Genomic DNA, 18043 nt, shown 5'->3' with positions numbered 1-18043 from the left:
CCCGACCGTTGCCGGCCCCAGCCCCGACCGTCTCTTCGCCCCGATGATCGTCAACCGCCTTATCTCCGAGATCCTGTTCGGCTTCACCGGCCTGATCGGCATCATCAATCCGATCGGCATCGCGTTCCTGTTTCTCGAACGCACCGAGGCGCTGACCGAGCGCGAGCGCAACCTGCTCGCGAAGAAGGTGGCGTTCAATGCGTTCGTCGTGCTGCTCGTCGCGTTCTTCGCCGGCACGCCGGTGCTGCATTTCTTCGGGATCTCGATGGAAGCGTTGCGGATCGGAGGCGGTTTCGCGGTGGCCGTCGCGGGCTGGCAGATGCTCAACGAGCCGGACGGGCCGGCCGCCGGCGGCGATACGCCGATCAAGCCGATCGATGCGAACGCGATCATGACCCGCGCGTTCTTCCCGCTGACCGTGCCGCTGACGGTCGGCCCCGGCTCGATCGCCACCGCGATCGCGCTGAACGCGAACCGCACGCACAAGCTGTCCGAGTTCATGCTGTCGAGCATCGTGTCGATCGCGGTGTCGGCGCTCGTCGCGGTCGTGATCTGGCTGACCTACAGCCGTGCCGCGCTGCTGTCGCGCTATCTCGGCACCGAAGGCACGAAGGTCGCGAAGCGCGTGTCCGCGTTCCTGCTGCTGTGCATCGGCGTGCAGATCATGCTGACCGGCTTCTCCGAATTCCTGCAGCCGCTCGCCGACCAGATCAAGTAACCCGTTCGTCCTTCCGTGCGTGGCGTGGCGCGGTGTTGCGTTGCGCTTTCGCGTCTTCGCTGCCGGCCTGCCGAAACCGTGCTCCGCCGCGTCAAACCTGTGGTTGCCGCCGGTCCGCCGGACCCGACCGGATAACAGCCGGCCGCCGAATACGCGTTCGCGCACCGCGCGATACCATGCAACGTCCGGCGGATGCCGCGCGGCGTTCGTGCACGGCGCACCGACCGCGGCGCGGCATCCGGCCGCAATCCCACTTCAATGGCGAGGCAGGCAATGGAATACGTGAAATTCGGGTCGACCGGGATGGACGTGTCGAAGCTGGTGCTGGGCTGCATGACGTTCGGCGAGCCGTCGCGCGGCACGCATCCATGGACGCTGCCGGAAGCGGAAAGCCGCCCGATCATCCAGCGCGCGATCGAGGCCGGCATCAACTTCTTCGATACGGCGAACATGTACTCGGACGGCACGTCGGAAGAAATCGTCGGCCGCGCGCTGCGCGACTTCGCGAAGCGCGACGACGTCGTGATCGCGACCAAGGTGTTCTACCGGATGCGGCCGGGGCCGAACGGCGCGGGGCTGTCGCGCAAGGCGATCATGACCGACATCGACCAGAGCCTGAAGCGGCTCGGCACCGATTACGTCGACCTGTACCAGATTCACCGCTGGGACTACGGCACGCCGATCGAGGAGACGCTCGAGGCGCTGCACGACGTCGTGAAGGCCGGCAAGGCGCGCTACATCGGCGCGTCGTCGATGTTCGCGTGGCAGTTCGCGAAGGCGCTGTATACGTCGAAGCAGAACGGCTGGACGCGCTTCGTCAGCATGCAGAACCACCTGAACCTGCTGTATCGCGAGGAGGAGCGCGAAATGCTGCCGCTCTGCGAGGCCGAAGGTATCGCGGTGATCCCGTGGAGCCCGCTCGCGCGGGGCCGGCTCACGCGCAACTGGGACGAGTCGACCGGCCGGCAGCAGAGCGATGCCGTCGCGCAGCGGCTCTACGACACGACGGCCGATGCCGATCGCGCGGTGATCGACGCCGTCGCGAAGATCGCGGCCGCGCGCAACGTGCCGCGCGCGCAGGTCGCGCTCGCGTGGGTCGCGCACAAGCGCGGCGTGACCGCGCCGATCGTCGGCATCTCGAAGCCGCATCATCTGGACGACGCGCTCGGTGCGCTTCAGCTGAAACTGACGGACGACGAAATCGCGGCGCTCGAAGGCCCGTACGTGCCGCACGCGGTGGCGGGCTTCAACTGACGAGCGGAACCGGCGCGATGCCGCCGCGCAGGGCGCCCGGCGCCGAGCGCTCAGCGCGCGGCGGCGAGCATCGGATAGGTGAACAGCCCGAAGTGGACGATGTTCAGCCCCGCGTGCGCGAGTGCGGCCGCGAGCAGCCCGCCGCGCCGCCACGCAAGCCCGTAGCCGACACCGGCCACCGTGCCGAGCACGACCCACTGCCAGCCGGCGGCTGCGTGCGCGGCGCCGAACAGCACCGCGCCGATCGCGAGCGCGGCCCACGGCCCCCAGCCGAACCGGCCGAGCACGCGCGTGAGCCCGCCCTGTACGTAGCCGCGGAACAACGCTTCCTCGGCGAGCGTCACGAGCAGTACGTTGTTGACGAGCCACATCCAGCCCGACGCCGGCCATTTCGGCGCCCAGCCGACCATCCCGAACGCGAGCGCGCCGGCCAGGCACGCGGTCGCCGTCGCGGCCGCCGCCACGACGCCGGTGCGCAGCGCACGCGCGAGCGGGACGTCCGGCGCGACCCACGGCAACACCCACAGCAGCCACAGGCCGACCAGCGGCTTGTCGAAATTCAGGTACATCGTGAACGGCACGGCGTCCGGCGTGAACCGTGTCGGCTCGATCACGCGCGGATTGTGAAAGCCGGGGATCAGATGCAGGCTCAGCGCGACCGCGAGCGCGGCGAACACGACGTGCGACGCGATCCGCACAGCGAGCGGGCGGCCCGGCGCGACGCCCCAGGCGGCGGCCGCGAGCAGCGCGAGCGGGGCGAGCACGATCGGCTCGAGCTTGCCGATCGCGAACGCGCCCGCATAGCCGAGCGCCGCGGCGGCGATGCCGAGGCCGTGCAGCGGGCGCCGCCATGCGAATGCGGCGGACGCGAACAGCGCGAGCCAGACCGAGGCACACGGAAGAAGCGAAAGAGACATGGGGCAATGCACCGTGCAGACGAAACGCCGCGCATCATACCGCAGCGGCCGCGGTATGTTGCCGGCCGGTCAGCGGCCGGCGATCTCGGTGACGCCGTCGCGGGTCGGGATGTCGACGCTGTTGCGCTCGCGCATGCGCCGCCGGTACCAGAAGGTCCACACCATCAGCGCGCCGAACACCGTGTAGCCCATGATCGGCGATACGACGAGCACGCGCTCGACGGGCCACGTGACGACCATCCACAGGCGCACGAGCATCTCCAGCGTCATGCACGCGCCCCACACGAACGTCATCAGCCGCAGCATCTGGCGCAGCCCCGGCTGCTCGGCCCACACCGTCTCGAAACGCGCGGCGCCGCCGGTCATTTCGCGGGCGACCGTCGCGCGGGCGAGATAGAAGATCAGCGGGCGATCGCGGAACAGCGACAGCAGGAACACGACGCCGATCGTGCCGGACGCGAGCGATTCGCGCATCAGCAGCGTGCGTGTGCTGCCGCCGAGCGCCATCCCGACGATCGACAGCGCGATGCCGAGCAGCACGACGGCGGCGACCGCATCGACGCGGCGGGAGCGGATGAATTCGACGATGGACCAGACGATCGGCGGAACGGCCGACGCGTACAGCGCGCCGGTTTCGCCGAAATACGGATGCGCGACCCGGTACGCGACCCAGGGCAGCAGCAGGTTGACGACGAGTTCGAGGATCAGGCCGGCTCGTGGTTTCACGGAAGCGGGCGCGCGGGCGGCGCGCGGCGGTGATGTCGCTACGAGTATATCGAAGTCCGACCCTGCGCGTCGCGGGCGGCGCCGTTGTACGCGCATCGAAAACGGCCGGCGTGTCGTGCCGGCCCGGCGGCGGGCTGATCGGGAGCGCGCCGGGCCGCTTGCTGCCGCTTGCTGCCGTCACGCGTCGATCGCGACCGGTTCGCGCGTCGTCATGCGGCCGCCGGCTGGACGATGATCTTCACGTTCCGGTCCTTGTGATTGACCAGCTCCTCGAAGCCGTGCGTGACGATGTCGCCGAGCGCGATGCGGCCGGTGATCAGCGGCTGCACGTCGATGCGGCCGTCCGCGATGAAGCGGATCACGTCCGCGAATTCGCCGTTGTACGCGAGCGAGCCGATCACTTCCTTCTCGGTCGACACGATATCGAAGAAATTGAACGGCGTCGGCTCCTCGAAAATGCCGACCATCACCGACTTGCCGGCCTTGCGGATCACGTCGATCGCGAGCTTCGCGGTGGCCGTGTGCCCGATGCATTCGAACGACACGTCGGCGCCGTAGCCGTCCGTCAGCGCGTGGACTTCCGCGATCGCATTCGACGCCTTCGGGTCGATCACGACCGTCGCGCCGACCTCCAGCGCCTTCTGCTTGCGCGCGGCTGACATTTCCAGCGCGATCACGCGGCCGGCGCCCGCGGCCTTCGCGCACATGATCGTGCACAGGCCGATCGTGCCGGCGCCAACCACGACGACGGTCTGCCCGACGATGTTGCCGGCCTTCTTCACCGCATGCAGCCCGACCGCGAGCGGTTCGATCAGCGCGCCGGCCTCGGTCGGAAAGTTGTCGGGCAGCTTGTACAGCAGCTCGGCCGGCACGTTCACGTATTCGGCGAACGCGCCGTTGTTCATCAGCCCGGTGAACGCAAGGTTCTCGCAGATGTTGTACAGCCCGTGCCGGCAGTACCAGCAGGTGCCGCAATGCTGGCACGCGTCCGCCGTCACGCGGTCGCCGATCGCGAAGCCCGTCACGCCGGCGCCGAGCGCCGCGATTTCGCCGCTGAACTCGTGGCCGAGGATGCACTGGCCCTTCAGGCCCGTCAGCGGATGCGGCGCGTCGACCGGGATGAACACGGGGCCGGCGACGTATTCGTGCAGGTCCGAGCCGCAGATCCCGCACCAGTGCACGCGGATCTGGACCCAGCCGGCCGGCGGGTGCGCCGGAACGGGAACCTGTTCGACGCGGATGTCGTGGCGGCCGTGCCAGACGGCGGCCTTCATGCTGGGAGCGGTATTCGGTGCCGGTGTACTCACGTTGGTGTCTCCGTCAGGTTGTCGTCGGGCGCGCGGCAAGGGGCGGCGCGTCCGTCGCGCGAATGCGCGAGCGACCGATATGCAGGAACGGGGCCAGCCAGGATGTACGGCCGGATGGCGACAAAGGCGAGCGGGCGATGTGCGGTGCAGCAGGCTGTCCGGCGTTAGGATCGGGCGAGGTTGCGCCCAAATCGCGCGGAAATTGCTGCGCGTGCGACGATGGGCCGGGGTGAGACGCCGGGACGTTCGTCTCACGGCATTGAGACGAAAAGCGAGACATGCGGCGCGGCGGTCGGGCTCGGTCGGCGGCACCGTCGGGACGGCCGCCGCCGGCCATTGCGGCGATCGATGAAACGCGTCGTTGCGCCGGCTCCCCCTTTACTTGAAGTGCACTTCAATTTGTATCATCAGCGCCAGTCCGTTCGCGCGTGGTGCGCGACGGTATCACCGAAGGCGGAACATGGGCGGATCGCACGAACTGCAGGGCCGGCGCCGGGCACCGCGCCGGTCCGCCTGTCTCGATCCTTCGTCAAACATCGGTGCCGGACATCATGGATAGCCCGGCCTGCGAAGAGGATCCGTCGTGCGCCGCGTCGGCATTCGATGCGCCGGACGTAGCCGACGTGCGACACCTGCATGACGAGATGCCGTCGCCCGACGACGCCGACGCACATCCGGATGCGACGCGCGCGGCGCTGATTGAATGCGGGCGCGCACGGCGGCGCGGTGCCGCGGCGTTGTCGCCGTTGCGGCCGCAACTGTTCGTCGCGGTGCTGGAAGCCGGCGGCGACGGGTTGCTGGTGCGCTGGGTCGAGAGCGGGCGCTGCCACTACGGCGAGCAGCGGTGGCGGTTGCGCGTCGCGCAGACGTCCGGGCGTTGCGCGATCTCCGGGCGAGCGATCGAGCCGGGCGAGCCGGTGTTCCGGCCCGTGCGGCGGCCCGTGCCGGCCAATGCCGACGAGATGATCTGCCCGGCGTCGGTGCCGGACGCAGCGGGCGCTGCGGCGGACGCGGGCGGGAACGCCGGCCATGTCCACGACGCCGCCGATCCGGCCCACGTGACGGGCTGAATCGCGACGCCGTTACGCAGCCTCGTGACGTGATAGCCGTGGTCCGACATCGCTCGCATCCGCGCGGCGCGACGAGCGCAACGCCGCTCGCGCGGGCGGGCTGACGCGTTACTTGAGGTCCTTTCTGTATTGAATGAACCCCGCGTTGTTCGCGAGTTTGTCGTATAGCGCGCGAGCGGCCGTATTGGTTTCGTGCGTGAGCCAGTACACGCGGCTCGCGCCGGCTTCGCGGGCCCGCTCGTACACGGCCTCGATCAGCGCGCCGCCCGCGCCGTGGCCGCGAGCCCCTGCCGCCGTGAACAGATCCTGCAGATAGCAGTAAGGTCCTTCCGTCCAGCACGAGCGGTGATAAATCGCATGCACGATGCCGACGAGCGTACCGGACGCGTCGAACGCGCCGAGTACGAACATCGGTTCGTCGGGATCCATCAGGCGCGCCCACGTCGTCGCGAACACCGCATCGCTCAGCGCGGTCTCGTAGAACTTCTGATAGTCGCGCCACAGCGGGCGCCATGCGGCTTCGTCGGCGGCCACGAGCGGCCGGACCGTGACACGCGTCGGATCGTTCACGCGGCTGGCGGCGTCGCGCGCGAGCGACTGCGCGTGTCGGATCGCGACGAGCGATTCGCGCTGCGCGCCGGTGGCGTCGAAGTTCTCCGGCGCGAGCCATGCTTCGAACGCCGCGCGTACGTCCGGCCATTCGCCGTCGACGATCGAGAACCATGCGGTGTCGCGATTGCGGCCCTTGTAGACGATCGCCTGCCGGAACGTGCCTTCGTAACGGAAGCCGAGCCGCGCAGCCGCCTTGCGCGACGGTTCGTTCAGATCGTCGCACTTCCATTCGTAGCGCCGGTACCCGAGCGTGTCGAACGCGTACTTCATCAGCAGGTACTGCGCTTCGGTCGAGATCGGCGTGCGCTTGAGCAGCGGCGAGAACGTGACCGAGCCGACCTCGATCACGCCGTTGGCCGGATCGATGCGCATCAGCGCGAGCGTGCCGACCGCGCGGTTCGTCGCGCCGTCGATCACCGTGTAGTGCAGCGGATCGGTGCTTGCCGCCGCACCGCGCGCGTAGTCGCGGTAGCTCGACTCGTCGGCGTACGGCCCGTGCGCGAGATAGGTCCAGTCGCTGCCGTCGGGCGCCTGCGCGTACGCGGCGTACAGGTCGGCGGCATGGCGGTCGGCGTCGAGCGGTTCGAGGCGGCAATAGCGGCCTTCGAGCACGATGCGCTCCGGGCGCGGGCGCGCGGACCAGTCGGGAACGGGGCGGCCGATGGGCTGCTTGAAGTCGTTGGTGAGCGTGGACAAGGTCGATCTCGCTTCGGTTGGCGGCCGGCGACATGCCGGCATGCAGACGATCGTAGTCCCGGCGAGGTACCATGAGAAGCGCCAGAGTACCGCAATTTTATGGTGCCACGAACCGGCCGTGCCGGTGGCGCCATGCGTCCGGATTCTCACGCCACGACCACCCGATGACGACTGCCATTCCTTGCGCCGCCGAGCCGCTGCTGCCGCTCGATGCGCCGCTCGCGCGCACGCCCGGCGCGCCTTCGCTGCAGCGGCAGCTGCTGCGCCGCGTGCGCGACGCGATTCTAGGCGGCGCGATGCCGGCCGGCACGCGACTGCCGGGCACGCGCGCGCTGGCCGAGACGCTCGGCGTGTCGCGCAACACGACGGCGGCCGTCTACGAGCAGCTCGTCGCCGAAGGCTTCCTGCAATCCGATCGTCGCGGCACGCGCGTGGTCGGGCTGTCGCGGCCGGCCGCGCCGCGCCGGCGGGCTGCGCCGCCGGCCGTCGCGCAGCGGCTCGGCCGGATTCGTCCGAGCCTGATCGGCACCGGCGAATCGGAAGGCTTCCGGCCGGGCGTGCCCGCGCTGTCGCATTTCCCGGTGGATGCGTGGCGGCACGCGATCGACCGCGCGCTGCGTCGCGCCGGCCGCGACCTGCTCGCGTACGGCGATCCGCTCGGCGAACGGGCGCTGCGCGAGTCGATCGCGCGCCATCTGGCGGTGACACGCGGCGTGCGGTGCGATCCCGAACAGATCGTGATCACCGAAGGCGCGCAGGGCGCGATCGCGCTGTGCGCGCAGCTGCTGACGAACCCCGGCGATACGGTGTGGGTCGAGGAGCCCGGCTATCGCGGCGCTCGCAGCGCGATGCAGGCGGCCGATCTCGACGTCGTGCCGATGCCCGTCGACGCGGAAGGGCTGCGCGCCAACGACGCGGACTGGCTCGAACGCACGCCGCGGCTCGTCTATACGACGCCGTCGAACCAGTTTCCGACCGGCGCGGTGCTGTCGATCTCGCGCCGGCTCGCGCTGATCGACGCCGCGCGCCGGCATCGCGCGTGGATCATCGAGGATGACTACGACAGCGAGTTCCGTCACACCGGCGAGCCGATCGGCGCGCTGCACGGGCTCGCGGCCGATTCGCCGGTCGTCTATCTCGGCTCGTTCAGCAAGACGATGTTTCCGGCGCTGCGGATCGGCTTTCTCGTGCTGCCCGACGCGTTGCTCGCCGCGGTGCGGCCGGCGCTGCCGGAGATGCTGCGCGGCGGCACGCGTCACGTGCAGCTCGCGCTGGCCGACTTCATCGAGACAGGCGAGTACGGACGGCATCTCGGGCGGATGCGCCGGCTGTATCGCGACCGGCGGCGCCTGCTGCTCGCTGCGCTGGACGACGCGTTCACCGTGCCGCACCAGGTGGAGGGCGGGCCGTGCGGATTGCATCTGGCGTTGCGGCTGCCGGCGCGCTATCGCGACCGCGCGATCGTCGAAGCGGCGCGCGAGCATGCGATCGGGCCGTTTCCGCTGTCGGGATTTTCGATCCATGCGACGTCCGCGGCGAACGGGCTCGTGCTCGGATTCGGCAATACGCCGGCCGACGCGTTCGCACCGATGCTGCGGACGTTGTCGGCGCTCGCGCGGCGCGTCGCGGGCAAGTGAACGGTGCCGCGCCGGCGCGATACGCCGGCCCGATATTCAGTGAACTGCGCCGGCGATCACTGCAAGGGAAGAATGAGCCGGATCGCTGCTTGCCGGCCGATGCCGTGCATCGCGAGCGGCTTCACCGCGCGCGTTCCGCGCGGATGATCGTGCGCGCCGCCGCCAGGCACAGCACCAGCAGCACCGCCACGTACGCGACAACCGCGCCCCACGCGCCGTGCTGCCAGAACGCGCCGCCGACCGAGCCGAGCACGCTCGATCCGACGTAATAGGCGAGCAGATAGAGCGACGCCGCATGCCCCTTCGCGGAACCGGCCAGATGTCCGACCCAGCCGCTCGCGACCGCATGGGCGACGAAGAAGCCGATCGTGATCAGCACGATCCCGACGATGATCGCGACGAGCGACTGCGAGAGCGTCAGCGCGAGGCCGGCCGCGAACACGAGAATGCCGCTGACGAGCACGGGCGCGCGCCCGAGCCGATCCGCCAGCGCGCCCGCGCTCGACGACGACACCATCCCGAACAGGTACGCGCCGAAGATCAGCCCGCACGCAGTCGCGCTGAGATTGAACGGCGCGGCGGTCAGCCGGAATCCGGCGTAGTTGTAGACGGTCACGAACGCGCCCATCACCAGGAAGCCGATCGCGAACACGAACGGCAGCCGAGCGTGCTGCAGCTGTGCGTTCCACAGCCGCAGGTGGTGGCGCAGCGTCAGGTCGGCCCGCTTCACGAAGCGCCGCGACGGCGGCAACAGCATCACGAACGCGATCGCCGCGACGAGATCGACGACGCCGATCGTCAGCATCGCGGTGCGCCACGAGAAATACTCTTCGAGCGCGCTCATTCCGATCCGTCCAATCATGCCGCCGAATGCGGTGCCGCCGACATAGAGCCCCATTGACAGGCCGAGCCCGTCGGCGGCGATCTCCTCGGCCAGATAGGCCATCGCGACCGCCGGGACGCCGCCGAGCGCGAAGCCTTCGAGCGCGCGCCACACCAGCAGCCCGTTCCAGTTCGGCGAAATCGCGGCCAGCAGGTTGAACAGCGCCGCCAGCGTCATCGACGCGAACATGAGCCCGCGTCTGCCGACGCGTTCGGACAGCGCGCCCGCGCACAGGATCGACACCGCGAGCATCCCGGTCGACAGCGACAGGGACAGCGAGCTCGACGCCGCGCCGATACCGAATTCGCGCGCGAACGCCGGCAGCAGCGGCTGCACGCAGTACAACAGCGAGAAGGTGGCAAAGCCGGCGAGGAACAGCGCGAGCGCGATGCGCTTGTATGCGGCCGAGCGCGGCGACACGCCGGCAGGCAGCGCATCGGCAGCGGTGCCGGCGGCGCGAGTCTCGGCGGACGAAATCGCAGGAGAAGACATGGTATGCACCGGTTGGGCGACGGAATACCCGAATTCTTGCGTACGCTCAAACATATGTCCAATATATGAAAGAAACCGCAGCGATATGTTTTGCCACTGGTATGCGGGCCGCTGCCGGTGTCCATTCCCACCGAATCGAGAGCCTTTCACGCATGGAACTTCGGCATCTCCGCTACTTTCTGGCCGTTGCCGCCACATCGAACTTCACGAAGGCCGCGGAAACGCTCGGCATCGGGCAGCCGCCGTTGAGCCAGCAGATCAAGGCGCTCGAGAACGAACTCGGCGTGGAACTGTTCAAGCGGACCGCACGCGGCGCCGAACTGACCGTGGCCGGCGAAGTGTTCGCCGAAGAGGCGCGACGCGTGCTCGACGACGCGGAACGCGCGGCGCGGGCGGCCAAACGGGCCGCCCGGGGCGAAATCGGGCAGCTGCGCGTCGGCTTTACCGGCACGGCGGCGTTCAATTCGAAGGTGGCCGATCTGATCCGCCGGTTTCGCGAAGCGTTTCCGGACACCGAACTGACGTTGCAGGAGGCGACCTCCGGCGTGCTGCTCGAAGCGCTGGAGGCCGGGCGGCTCGATGTCGCGATCGTGCGCCCGGAGCGCCGTATCGCCGATACGCTGGTGGCGGCGGACTGGGACGAAGAGCCGATGTTCGTCGCGGTGCCGGTCGCGCATCCGCTCGCGCAGCGGCGCAAGATCGAGTTGGCGGCGCTCGCCGACGAGGCGTTCGTGCAGGTGCCGCGCCAAGCGGGCAGTGCGCTGTTCGACGATATCGTCGCCGCGTGCAATGCCGCCGGCTTCGAGCCGCGCATGGCGCAGCCCGCGCCGCAGATCGCGTCGGCGGTGACGCTCGTCGCGGCCGGGCTCGGCGTGTCGATCGTGCCGAAGGCGATCACGCAGGTGCAGGTCGCGGGCGTCGTGTATCGGCCGGTCGCGGGCGACAGGCTGCGCGCGAAGCTGGCGATTGCATCGCGGCGCGACGATCCGTCGGCGGTGGTGCGGAATTTTCTGTTGCTGGCGTAGACCGGTGCAGGCGGCGTTCGCGGAAGCTGCTCGCGCCGTCGTCGCAGTGCGTGGCCGGTCACACGCTCACAGAGCCGACAGCAAACGCAACTGGTGATCGGTCTCGGTTCCCGTGATCAATGAATAGCAGCCTGTCTCCCGACGTTCCACGACCGACAGGCCTTGCGCGGCGGAGAAGATGTTCCAGTCGGCATCGTCGACGTGGGTGAATCTGCCGCGTGCTCGCGCGAACGCCCGCAGCATCGGGCTCGCGTCGCGGCGGAGCACCAGGCGGTCGGCATTCAGCACATACGGCGGCCAGCCCGCACGAAGGATCAGATAGCAGGGAACGGAATGGCGATCGATTTCCATGCGGGCTCCGGGTGATTCGGGTGTTCGCGTCGAGCCGGTCAAACCCGTGGCGTTCGATCTTCCGTCATGACGGACACCTTCGCTCAACGGATGCAACGCGCGATTGCATGTCCGGCCGCGCGCTCGACGCGCATGCCGCCACGGGCTATCGCTGCGGGCGCTTCATTGCCTCGGCTTCCATTGCCGCAAGCCGTTCTTCGCTCGCGGCCAAGTATTCCATCGCATCGTCGACCGATGCCAATGCATGTTCGCATGCGAGCCGCGCGCCGTCGACGTCGGCTACCGGCTCGTCGTCGTCGTTCGGGGGAGGATCGAGCATGTCCGCGAGCATCGTCGCCAACTCGGCGGTGTTCCATGGCTCGCCCCTTTGCTTTTTCCGCTTGATGTAGTGGCGGATTTCCGCATCTTGTTCGCGCGTGAGCGGCAGATGCCGAAAGGTGCTGCTCGGACCGGTGTCGATCATGATGTTGCTCCAACGTTCCGGTTGATCCCGGTTTGGCGGCGTCCTGACTGCGTAACGTCAACCACGATACGGATTCCGGATCGATGCGGTTGCGGACGTGCTGGCTCGCGGATCCCCGGTTGCGAACGCTCTAAGCGCGTACGAAGTCGAGCCTGACGCGCCGATACGAAGGCTCGCCGAGCGCGGCTCCGTTGGCGAACGCGTGTGGCGCTTGCTCGGCACAGAGGATGGTGCGATACGGTAGCGAGCGATGGCGGGCGCGGCGGTTCGCCGCAGGCAGGCAAGTGAAATCGATCATACGCGCATCTGCGCGCTGTGCGCCGGTTTCTTTCCGGCTACTGCGAAGTGTCACTCGATCGCGATGTACGGCAGACGCCGATTTGCGGCGGGTGTCGGCGTGCCGGACGAAGAGCCGGCGCGTTGTGTCGCCATCCGAACGGTCAGGCGTTCAGCCACGGGCGTCGATCCAGTCGCGAGCCCAATCGTCCGAGTGACGCAGTGCCGCTTCCTCGCTGTTGAAGTAATCGAGCGAGTAAAACTCGTACAGCGCGTCGTCGGTGCGGGGGCCGGCGCGGCGAAGCGTCAGGTTGGACGAGAAACTGCCGTCCGGAAGGCGATGGGCGAACGGCGAAACGGCATAGCCGCAGTAATGTTTGATAGTAAGTGTTTGCATGGTGGTACAACGGTTCGACCACGGTCGGGCGGCAATGGCGCACGCGCAGCCGGTGGTCGATGATGGTCAGTATTCCTTTGGTTCTGGGCGCGGCGCCGAATATCGGTCGGCCCAATGGGCGTGCGTCGGCGGACGCCGCACGCGGCTTTATGTCGGACGTTCGGAACGCGGCCGAAAAGCCGATTCACGCAGATCCTTCGAGCACGCGCGCAGAGTGACGAGCCGCCGGACGGGGCACGGAAAAGTCAAGGAGGGAGAGGACAACGAGTACCGCGGCGGGGCGGTCGGTGATGAGCTGCAATCGCGCTTCTTGAAAACTTCAGTGGCGGACAATACTCGGCGATGCTGCTGCTGTCAAGCGTATTTCGTACGTATTCCATGCGCCGGCACAACTGGAATGCCGGCAGCGCGGCCGATGCGCGATACACCGGAACGCCATGCCGGCCGCCGGACAGGACGCGCACGACATACTGGACGATGCAAGCAAGTCAAAACGTACGCGGCACTGGCGAATTTACCGGCAGCGCGTCCGAAAGTGCGTGCTTATAGGTGAATTACGCCTGTCGTTCCCGCGCATACTTTGTTCATTACTCAATGATCGGAGACGCGAGATGGGCTCCTTGAGCATGTGCAGGGTCGTCGGCACGCGCACGGTCCAGATATTTTTGCCGGACGGCACGGATATCGCGAAGATCTACATCGTCGACGAAGAGTACGGGGCCCGCCAGCCTCGGTCCATGAGCGTGCGCGCGTACCTGGACGCCGGAATGACCGGAGAAGAAGTCGTGCGCCACATGCTGAGCGTCGTTTCTGCGTCGCTCGAGCAGGTCGCCCATCTGGATACGCATTGATCCGAAAGGCGGGCGCTTTCCGCAATGGTCCCGTCGTATCGATCAGCCAAGGCGAACACAAGGATTCGGGTTCGGCGTGCAGTGGATGTTCGGATTGACGAACCGCGGACTTTGTCCGGAAGGCGCGCGGTCGCGGTTCAGCCGCCGCGCGGCTGCGCGGCGTCCGGGTTTCGAATCGTATATTTCCCGGGGCGGCGTGGACTATAAATGGAGGGGTGTACCAGTGCTTGTCGAGCGTCCGCGCGTGCTGCGCCGGTTGGCGCGTCGACTGCCCAGGGAGGTGCGCCGTGGTTCGCCAGACGCTTGCTCGCGCCGTGCTTCGCACCGCGTTGATCGGGGGCGCGTTTGCCGCCTGTTCGTCGTTGCCGCCGCCAACCATTGCCGCGACCGTCGCGCCACCCGCCGCACCGCCCGTCGCGAAGGAGCGGCCGGTCGCACCGCGTTATTCGATGCCGGTCGACTTCCCGGCGATCGTCGACCGCTACAGCCCGGCGGTCGTGACCATCATGACCGCCGCGCCTGATCAGCAGGCGGGCGGTCCTTCGTTCGCGATCCTCGAGCCCGACGATCCGCTCGCCGCGTTCTTCCGGCGCGGCGCGCCGCCGCCACCGATGCAGGGTGCGCAGGCGCCGGCGCCCGATACGTCGCCGCGCGTGCTGGCGGGCAGCGGCTCCGGCTTCATCGTCAGTGCGGACGGGCTGATCCTGACTGCCGCGCACGTCGTCGCCGATGCAACCGACGTGACGGTGCGGCTCGCCGATCATCGCGACCTGAAGGCGACGGTGCTGACCGTCGATCCGCAGAGCGACGTCGCCGTGCTGCGCGTCGACGCGACGAGGCTGCCGGTCGTGCGCATCGGCGATTCGTCGCGGGTGCGCGCCGGCGAACCGGTGATGACGCTCGGCGCGCCGGACGGTTCGGGCAACACGGTCACGGCCGGCATCGTCAGCGCGACCGCGCATCCGCTGCCGGACGGCAGCGCGTTTCCGTTCTTCCAGACCGACATCGCGGTGAATCCCGACAACTCGGGCGGCCCGGTGTTCAACCGCGCCGGCGACGTGATCGGCATCGCGGTACAGGTCTACACCGGCGCTGACCGCTACGCGAGCACGACGTTCGCGATTCCGATCGCACTCGCGACGAAAGTGCGTGCGCAGGTGCAGGCGCAGATGCGCGCGAATGCGCAGGCGCCGCGCGCGTCGTCCGGCAACGTGCTCGGCGTCGACGTGCAGGACGTCGGTGCGGGACTGGCCGCCGCGTTCGGCCTGCCGCGTCCGGCGGGCGCGCTGGTCAACGGCGTCGAGCCCGGCTCGCCGGCAGCCGCGGCCGGCGTGAGGGCGGGCGACGTGATCGTGAAGTTCGGCGGCAAGCCGATCGGCCGGTCGGCCGAATTGAACGACCTGGCCGGCGCATTGCCGGCCGGCGCGAAGGCGCCGCTGCGGCTGATCCGCAACCGCACGCCGATGGTGCTGACCGTCACCGGGGCCGGAACCGCCGACGCGGTCGACAACGGGATCGACAGCGCGGGCCCAACGGGCGCAACGGGTGCAACGGGCGCAACGGGCGCAACGGGCGCAACGGGTGCAACGGGTGCAACGGGTGCAACGGGTGCAACGGGTGCAACGGGTGGCGCGGGCACGGTCGGCACCGCCGCTGCCGCCGGCATGGCGATGGCCGCCGCCCGACCGGCCGACACCGGCGACCGGCTCGGGCTGACGATGCATCCGCTGAGCGATGCGGAACGGCGCTCGACGGGCCTGGCGGTCGGCATGATGGTCGATGCGGTGCACGGGCCGGCGGCAAAGGCGGGCATCCGGCCGGGCGACGTCGTGCTCGAACTCAACGACACGCTGCTCGAAACGCCGGACGACGTGCCGATGCTCGAAGCGAAGGGCGGTGTGATCGCGGTGCTGATCCAGCGCGACAACGCGCGCAAGTTCGTGTCGGTGCGGGCGCGGTAGCGCGGTGGCCCGTTGACGCGCGGTGCCGACCGTTCGCGAATTCAGGTCATGCGCCGCTGTGCGTGATGCTGCCGCCGGCGCGTGCCGAGTTGGTGGCCGCGGTAAGTGTGCGAACCCGCGACGCACACGAACAGCGGCGGGATCGATCCGATATGAAGCACGACTTTGCCGATCCCGCGCGACGGTGCGACAGCTTTGCCCGCGGAATCGGCGGCAATCGACCGGCAACGATCGACGCGGCGCGGCGGCCGCCGAATGGACGGCCCGCCGCGTGAGCATGCGTGCTGATCCCTTACGGTTTGGCGCCCACCACGAACTCGAACGCGGCCACGCCATCGACGCCGCCCGTCACGCGATCGCCCGGCCGCAGCGGGCCGACGCCGGCCGGCGTCCCGGTGAAGATCAGGTCGCCGGCCTTCAGTTCGACGGAGCGCGACACGTATGCGATCACGTCCGGCACCGGCCAGATCATGTCGGCGAGATCGCCTTGCTGGCGCGTTTCGCCGTTGACCGCGAGCCAGATCCGGCCGCTCGCCGGATGGCCGGTCGCACTCGCCGCGCGCAGCGCGGTCACGGGGCCCGACGCGTCGAAGCCCTTCGCCCAGTCCCACGGACGGCTCAGTTTCTTTGCTTCCGCTTGCAGGTCGCGGCGCGTGAGATCGACGCCGACGCCGTAGCCCCACACGTGTGTCAGCGCGTCGGCCGGGTCGATCGACCGGCCGTCCTTGCCGATCGCGACGACCAGCTCGATTTCATGATGGAGGTCGCCGGTCAGCGGCGGATACGGGACGGTGCCGGCGGCCGGCACGATCGCGTCGGCCGGCTTCGTGAAGAAGAACGGCGGTTCGCGGTCGGGATCGGCGCCCATTTCGCGCGCGTGGTCGGCGTAGTTGCGGCCGACGCAGAACACGCGGCGCACCGGAAAGCGCGCGGACGACTGTTCGACTTCGATGGAAGGACGCTCGGGAGCGTCGATGACGTATGCGGACATCGGAGGGCCTCGTTCGATGGAAAGAAGGATGCCGTCGCCCGCGCAATACGCGGCGGGCCGGCATGGATGGAACGATACCCGACGCCCGCACGCCGGAATGCGACGCAACTGCGTTTTAACCGGACAAAACTACGCGTCGCCGGCCGCCGGCGTTTCGTGCGCGTCCGGCAGCGCGGCATTCGCGTCGCGGTACGCCTTCGGCGACACGCCGACCCGCGCGCGGAAGCGCCGCGCGAAATACCCTTCGTCGCGGAAGCCGACCGAGCGCGCGATGTCCGCGATGCGCCGGCTGGTATGCGCGAGCAGCGACTGCGCGAGCGCGATGCGCCGTTCGGTCACGAGATCGGTGAAGGTGCTGCCGGTTTCCTTGCGCACCAGATGCGCGAGGTAGTTCGGCGACAGGAACGCGGCCTCGGCGGTGGCCGCGAGCGTCAGATCCTCGCGGGTCAGGTTCGCGCGCACGTGGCGCAGCACGCGCGCGAGCGCATCACGCCGCCCTGCGCGCTGGGCGCCGCGCTGCGCGAGCTTGTCGAGCGCGCCGGCGTACTGCGTGCAGACGAGCCCGATCAGCTGCAGCAGGTAGCCGCGCAGCAGCGTGGTCGAGCCGAACGTGCGCACGCGGTCGGCGTCGAGCATGCACAGCGCGAGGCGGCGCGCCTCGTCGAACGCGTCGCCGGTCAGGATGAAGTCGAGATGCTCCTGGAAGCGGAACGGCGTCAGCTCGGGAAAGCGGTGCGCGGGAACATCCTCGAGATCGAGCGGATCGACGTCGAGATCGGCGCGCAGGAACGCCTGGCTGAAGTTGATCACGATGAAGTGCGCGCCTTCCGGATGCGGAATCAGATGCTCGCGGTGCGGCAGCACGAACGCGAGCGCACCGCGCGGAAACGGCCGCGTGACGCCGCCGATCCGCTGCTCGGTGTCGCCGCCGAGGTTGAACTGGATCTGGAAATACGCGTGCCGGTGCGGCTCGGTGATCGCCTGGCGCGACGCCTGGTCGCGAATGTAGAAGTCGAGCCGGTCGCTGCGTTCGGGCATCCCGTACAGGCGCGGCGGGGCGGTGGAGGGCATGGCGGATTCTGCTGGTCGTGACGCGGTTGAGCCGCGATGGTACAGCGAACCGCGCGTGGCCGGAATCCGCCGCGTGGTCGTCGGAGGCCGGCCAGGCGGGGCAGCCGGACGCGCCGTCAGCGCGCCCGCTGCGGCGACCGCGCGATCAGGCGGCCGGATGGAAACCCAGATAGCGGCAGCGTGCATCTGCGCCGTCGGACGCGATCTGGCCGGACGCGCCGGCCGATCGCAGCGCGTCGGCGGTCGCGGCGCGGTTCGTCAGCAGCGTCCATCCGGCCGGCGCCGGTTCGTCGGCCGCCGCCGCGCCGCGTGCATCGCCGAGCGCGTGCAGCGCGGCCAGCAGCG

General features: G+C 69.0%; 17 protein-coding genes and 1 pseudogene. 7 read left to right on the top strand and 11 right to left on the bottom strand.

Annotated elements, in window-relative coordinates:
• The first annotated feature begins 43 nt into the window (after positions 1–43).
• The gene (locus tag BSE24067_RS01425) at positions 44–718 is read left to right on the top strand and encodes a MarC family protein (protein ID WP_151065708.1); all 675 of its coding nucleotides are present in this window, start codon (positions 44–46) and stop codon (positions 716–718) included.
• 273 nt (positions 719–991) lie between these two features.
• Positions 992–1972: an aldo/keto reductase gene (locus BSE24067_RS01420; RefSeq protein WP_151065707.1), complete on the top strand. Its 981-nt coding sequence runs from the start codon at positions 992–994 to the stop codon at positions 1970–1972.
• A gap of 50 nt (positions 1973–2022) precedes the next feature.
• On the opposite strand, the gene BSE24067_RS01415 is transcribed toward BSE24067_RS01420, so the two are convergent.
• From BSE24067_RS01415 to BSE24067_RS01405, 3 genes are all read right to left on the bottom strand, one after another.
• A complete protein-coding gene (locus BSE24067_RS01415; protein ID WP_151065706.1) occupies positions 2023–2889 on the bottom strand; it encodes a CPBP family intramembrane glutamic endopeptidase in 867 nt (288 codons plus the stop codon).
• A 69-nt stretch (positions 2890–2958) separates the two neighbouring features.
• A complete protein-coding gene (locus BSE24067_RS01410) occupies positions 2959–3615 on the bottom strand; it encodes a VC0807 family protein (RefSeq protein ID WP_151065705.1) in 657 nt (218 codons plus the stop codon).
• Positions 3616–3824: 209 nt separating this feature from the next.
• Positions 3825–4889, bottom strand: coding sequence for a 2,3-butanediol dehydrogenase (locus tag BSE24067_RS01405; protein WP_151065704.1), 1065 nt, complete (start codon positions 4887–4889; stop codon positions 3825–3827).
• Positions 4890–5461: 572 nt separating this feature from the next.
• On the opposite strand from BSE24067_RS01405, the gene BSE24067_RS01400 reads away from it, so the two are divergent.
• On the top strand, positions 5462–5992 hold the full coding sequence (locus BSE24067_RS01400; protein ID WP_151065703.1) for a DUF3331 domain-containing protein: 531 nt from the start codon (positions 5462–5464) through the stop codon (positions 5990–5992).
• A gap of 108 nt (positions 5993–6100) precedes the next feature.
• Here the strand turns inward: BSE24067_RS01400 and BSE24067_RS01395 are convergent, their stop codons facing one another.
• Positions 6101–7300 (bottom strand): GNAT family N-acetyltransferase, encoded by a 1200-nt coding sequence (locus tag BSE24067_RS01395; protein WP_151065702.1) that lies wholly within the window; start codon positions 7298–7300, stop codon positions 6101–6103.
• A gap of 164 nt (positions 7301–7464) precedes the next feature.
• Here BSE24067_RS01395 and pdxR point away from each other — a divergent pair, with 164 nt between their 5' ends.
• The gene (gene pdxR, locus BSE24067_RS01390) at positions 7465–8937 is read left to right on the top strand and encodes a MocR-like pyridoxine biosynthesis transcription factor PdxR (RefSeq protein WP_174904676.1); all 1473 of its coding nucleotides are present in this window, start codon (positions 7465–7467) and stop codon (positions 8935–8937) included.
• A 121-nt stretch (positions 8938–9058) separates the two neighbouring features.
• Here the strand turns inward: pdxR and BSE24067_RS01385 are convergent, their stop codons facing one another.
• A complete protein-coding gene (locus BSE24067_RS01385; RefSeq protein WP_151068444.1) occupies positions 9059–10312 on the bottom strand; it encodes an MFS transporter in 1254 nt (417 codons plus the stop codon).
• A gap of 152 nt (positions 10313–10464) precedes the next feature.
• On the opposite strand from BSE24067_RS01385, the gene BSE24067_RS01380 reads away from it, so the two are divergent.
• Complete coding sequence (locus tag BSE24067_RS01380; RefSeq protein WP_151068443.1) at positions 10465–11337, top strand: LysR family transcriptional regulator; 873 nt, start codon at positions 10465–10467, stop codon at positions 11335–11337.
• A gap of 66 nt (positions 11338–11403) precedes the next feature.
• On the opposite strand, the gene BSE24067_RS01375 is transcribed toward BSE24067_RS01380, so the two are convergent.
• The 3 genes from BSE24067_RS01375 to BSE24067_RS01365 all read right to left on the bottom strand — a co-directional run bounded on the left by BSE24067_RS01375 (position 11404) and on the right by BSE24067_RS01365 (position 12824).
• Positions 11404–11688, bottom strand: coding sequence for a hypothetical protein (locus BSE24067_RS01375; protein WP_151068442.1), 285 nt, complete (start codon positions 11686–11688; stop codon positions 11404–11406).
• Between the two features lie 145 nt (positions 11689–11833).
• Complete coding sequence (locus BSE24067_RS01370; RefSeq protein WP_151068441.1) at positions 11834–12151, bottom strand: hypothetical protein; 318 nt, start codon at positions 12149–12151, stop codon at positions 11834–11836.
• Between the two features lie 448 nt (positions 12152–12599).
• Positions 12600–12824 carry a hypothetical protein gene (locus BSE24067_RS01365; RefSeq protein WP_151068440.1) on the bottom strand — a complete coding sequence of 75 codons (225 nt, stop codon included), beginning with the start codon at positions 12822–12824 and terminating at the stop codon, positions 12600–12602.
• Between the two features lie 611 nt (positions 12825–13435).
• Between BSE24067_RS01365 and BSE24067_RS01360 the strand changes: the two genes are divergently transcribed.
• Together BSE24067_RS01360 and BSE24067_RS01355 are read left to right on the top strand one after the other, a co-directional pair.
• Positions 13436–13675, top strand: a complete 240-nt coding sequence (locus BSE24067_RS01360) for a hypothetical protein (RefSeq protein ID WP_151068439.1) — start codon at positions 13436–13438, stop codon at positions 13673–13675.
• A 287-nt stretch (positions 13676–13962) separates the two neighbouring features.
• Positions 13963–15636 (top strand): trypsin-like peptidase domain-containing protein, encoded by a 1674-nt coding sequence (locus BSE24067_RS01355; protein WP_151068438.1) that lies wholly within the window; start codon positions 13963–13965, stop codon positions 15634–15636.
• A 292-nt stretch (positions 15637–15928) separates the two neighbouring features.
• Here the strand turns inward: BSE24067_RS01355 and BSE24067_RS01350 are convergent, their stop codons facing one another.
• The 3 genes and pseudogenes from BSE24067_RS01350 to BSE24067_RS01340 form a co-directional block, all read right to left on the bottom strand.
• Positions 15929–16627, bottom strand: a complete 699-nt coding sequence (locus BSE24067_RS01350) for a fumarylacetoacetate hydrolase family protein (protein ID WP_151068437.1) — start codon at positions 16625–16627, stop codon at positions 15929–15931.
• Positions 16628–16756: 129 nt separating this feature from the next.
• Complete coding sequence (locus BSE24067_RS01345; RefSeq protein WP_151068436.1) at positions 16757–17698, bottom strand: helix-turn-helix transcriptional regulator; 942 nt, start codon at positions 17696–17698, stop codon at positions 16757–16759.
• A 145-nt stretch (positions 17699–17843) separates the two neighbouring features.
• Positions 17844–18043: pseudogene (locus BSE24067_RS01340) on the bottom strand (YkgJ family cysteine cluster protein); the annotation flags it as partial.

Source organism: Burkholderia latens (assembly GCF_902499045.1).
GTDB classification, from domain to species: Bacteria; Pseudomonadota; Gammaproteobacteria; order Burkholderiales; family Burkholderiaceae; genus Burkholderia; species Burkholderia latens.
The sequence above is the reverse complement of the archived record's forward strand: the minus strand, read 5'-3'. Positions and strand labels throughout refer to the sequence as shown.

What these genes read in the sequence shown, in the direction of transcription:
- pdxR (WP_174904676.1), top strand. Translation starts at nt 7,465, where the DNA reads ATGACGACTGCCATTCCTTGCGCCGCCGAGCCGCTGCTGCCGCTCGAT.
- BSE24067_RS01420 (WP_151065707.1), top strand. Translation starts at nt 992, where the DNA reads ATGGAATACGTGAAATTCGGGTCGACCGGGATGGACGTGTCGAAGCTG.
- BSE24067_RS01345 (WP_151068436.1), bottom strand. Translation starts at nt 17,698, where the DNA reads ATGCCCTCCACCGCCCCGCCGCGCCTGTACGGGATGCCCGAACGCAGC.
- BSE24067_RS01385 (WP_151068444.1), bottom strand. Translation starts at nt 10,312, where the DNA reads ATGTCTTCTCCTGCGATTTCGTCCGCCGAGACTCGCGCCGCCGGCACC.
- BSE24067_RS01380 (WP_151068443.1), top strand. Translation starts at nt 10,465, where the DNA reads ATGGAACTTCGGCATCTCCGCTACTTTCTGGCCGTTGCCGCCACATCG.
- BSE24067_RS01365 (WP_151068440.1), bottom strand. Translation starts at nt 12,824, where the DNA reads ATGCAAACACTTACTATCAAACATTACTGCGGCTATGCCGTTTCGCCG.
- BSE24067_RS01415 (WP_151065706.1), bottom strand. Translation starts at nt 2,889, where the DNA reads ATGTCTCTTTCGCTTCTTCCGTGTGCCTCGGTCTGGCTCGCGCTGTTC.
- BSE24067_RS01360 (WP_151068439.1), top strand. Translation starts at nt 13,436, where the DNA reads ATGGGCTCCTTGAGCATGTGCAGGGTCGTCGGCACGCGCACGGTCCAG.
- BSE24067_RS01350 (WP_151068437.1), bottom strand. Translation starts at nt 16,627, where the DNA reads ATGTCCGCATACGTCATCGACGCTCCCGAGCGTCCTTCCATCGAAGTC.
- BSE24067_RS01370 (WP_151068441.1), bottom strand. Translation starts at nt 12,151, where the DNA reads ATGATCGACACCGGTCCGAGCAGCACCTTTCGGCATCTGCCGCTCACG.
- BSE24067_RS01425 (WP_151065708.1), top strand. Translation starts at nt 44, where the DNA reads ATGATCGTCAACCGCCTTATCTCCGAGATCCTGTTCGGCTTCACCGGC.
- BSE24067_RS01375 (WP_151068442.1), bottom strand. Translation starts at nt 11,688, where the DNA reads ATGGAAATCGATCGCCATTCCGTTCCCTGCTATCTGATCCTTCGTGCG.
- BSE24067_RS01405 (WP_151065704.1), bottom strand. Translation starts at nt 4,889, where the DNA reads ATGAAGGCCGCCGTCTGGCACGGCCGCCACGACATCCGCGTCGAACAG.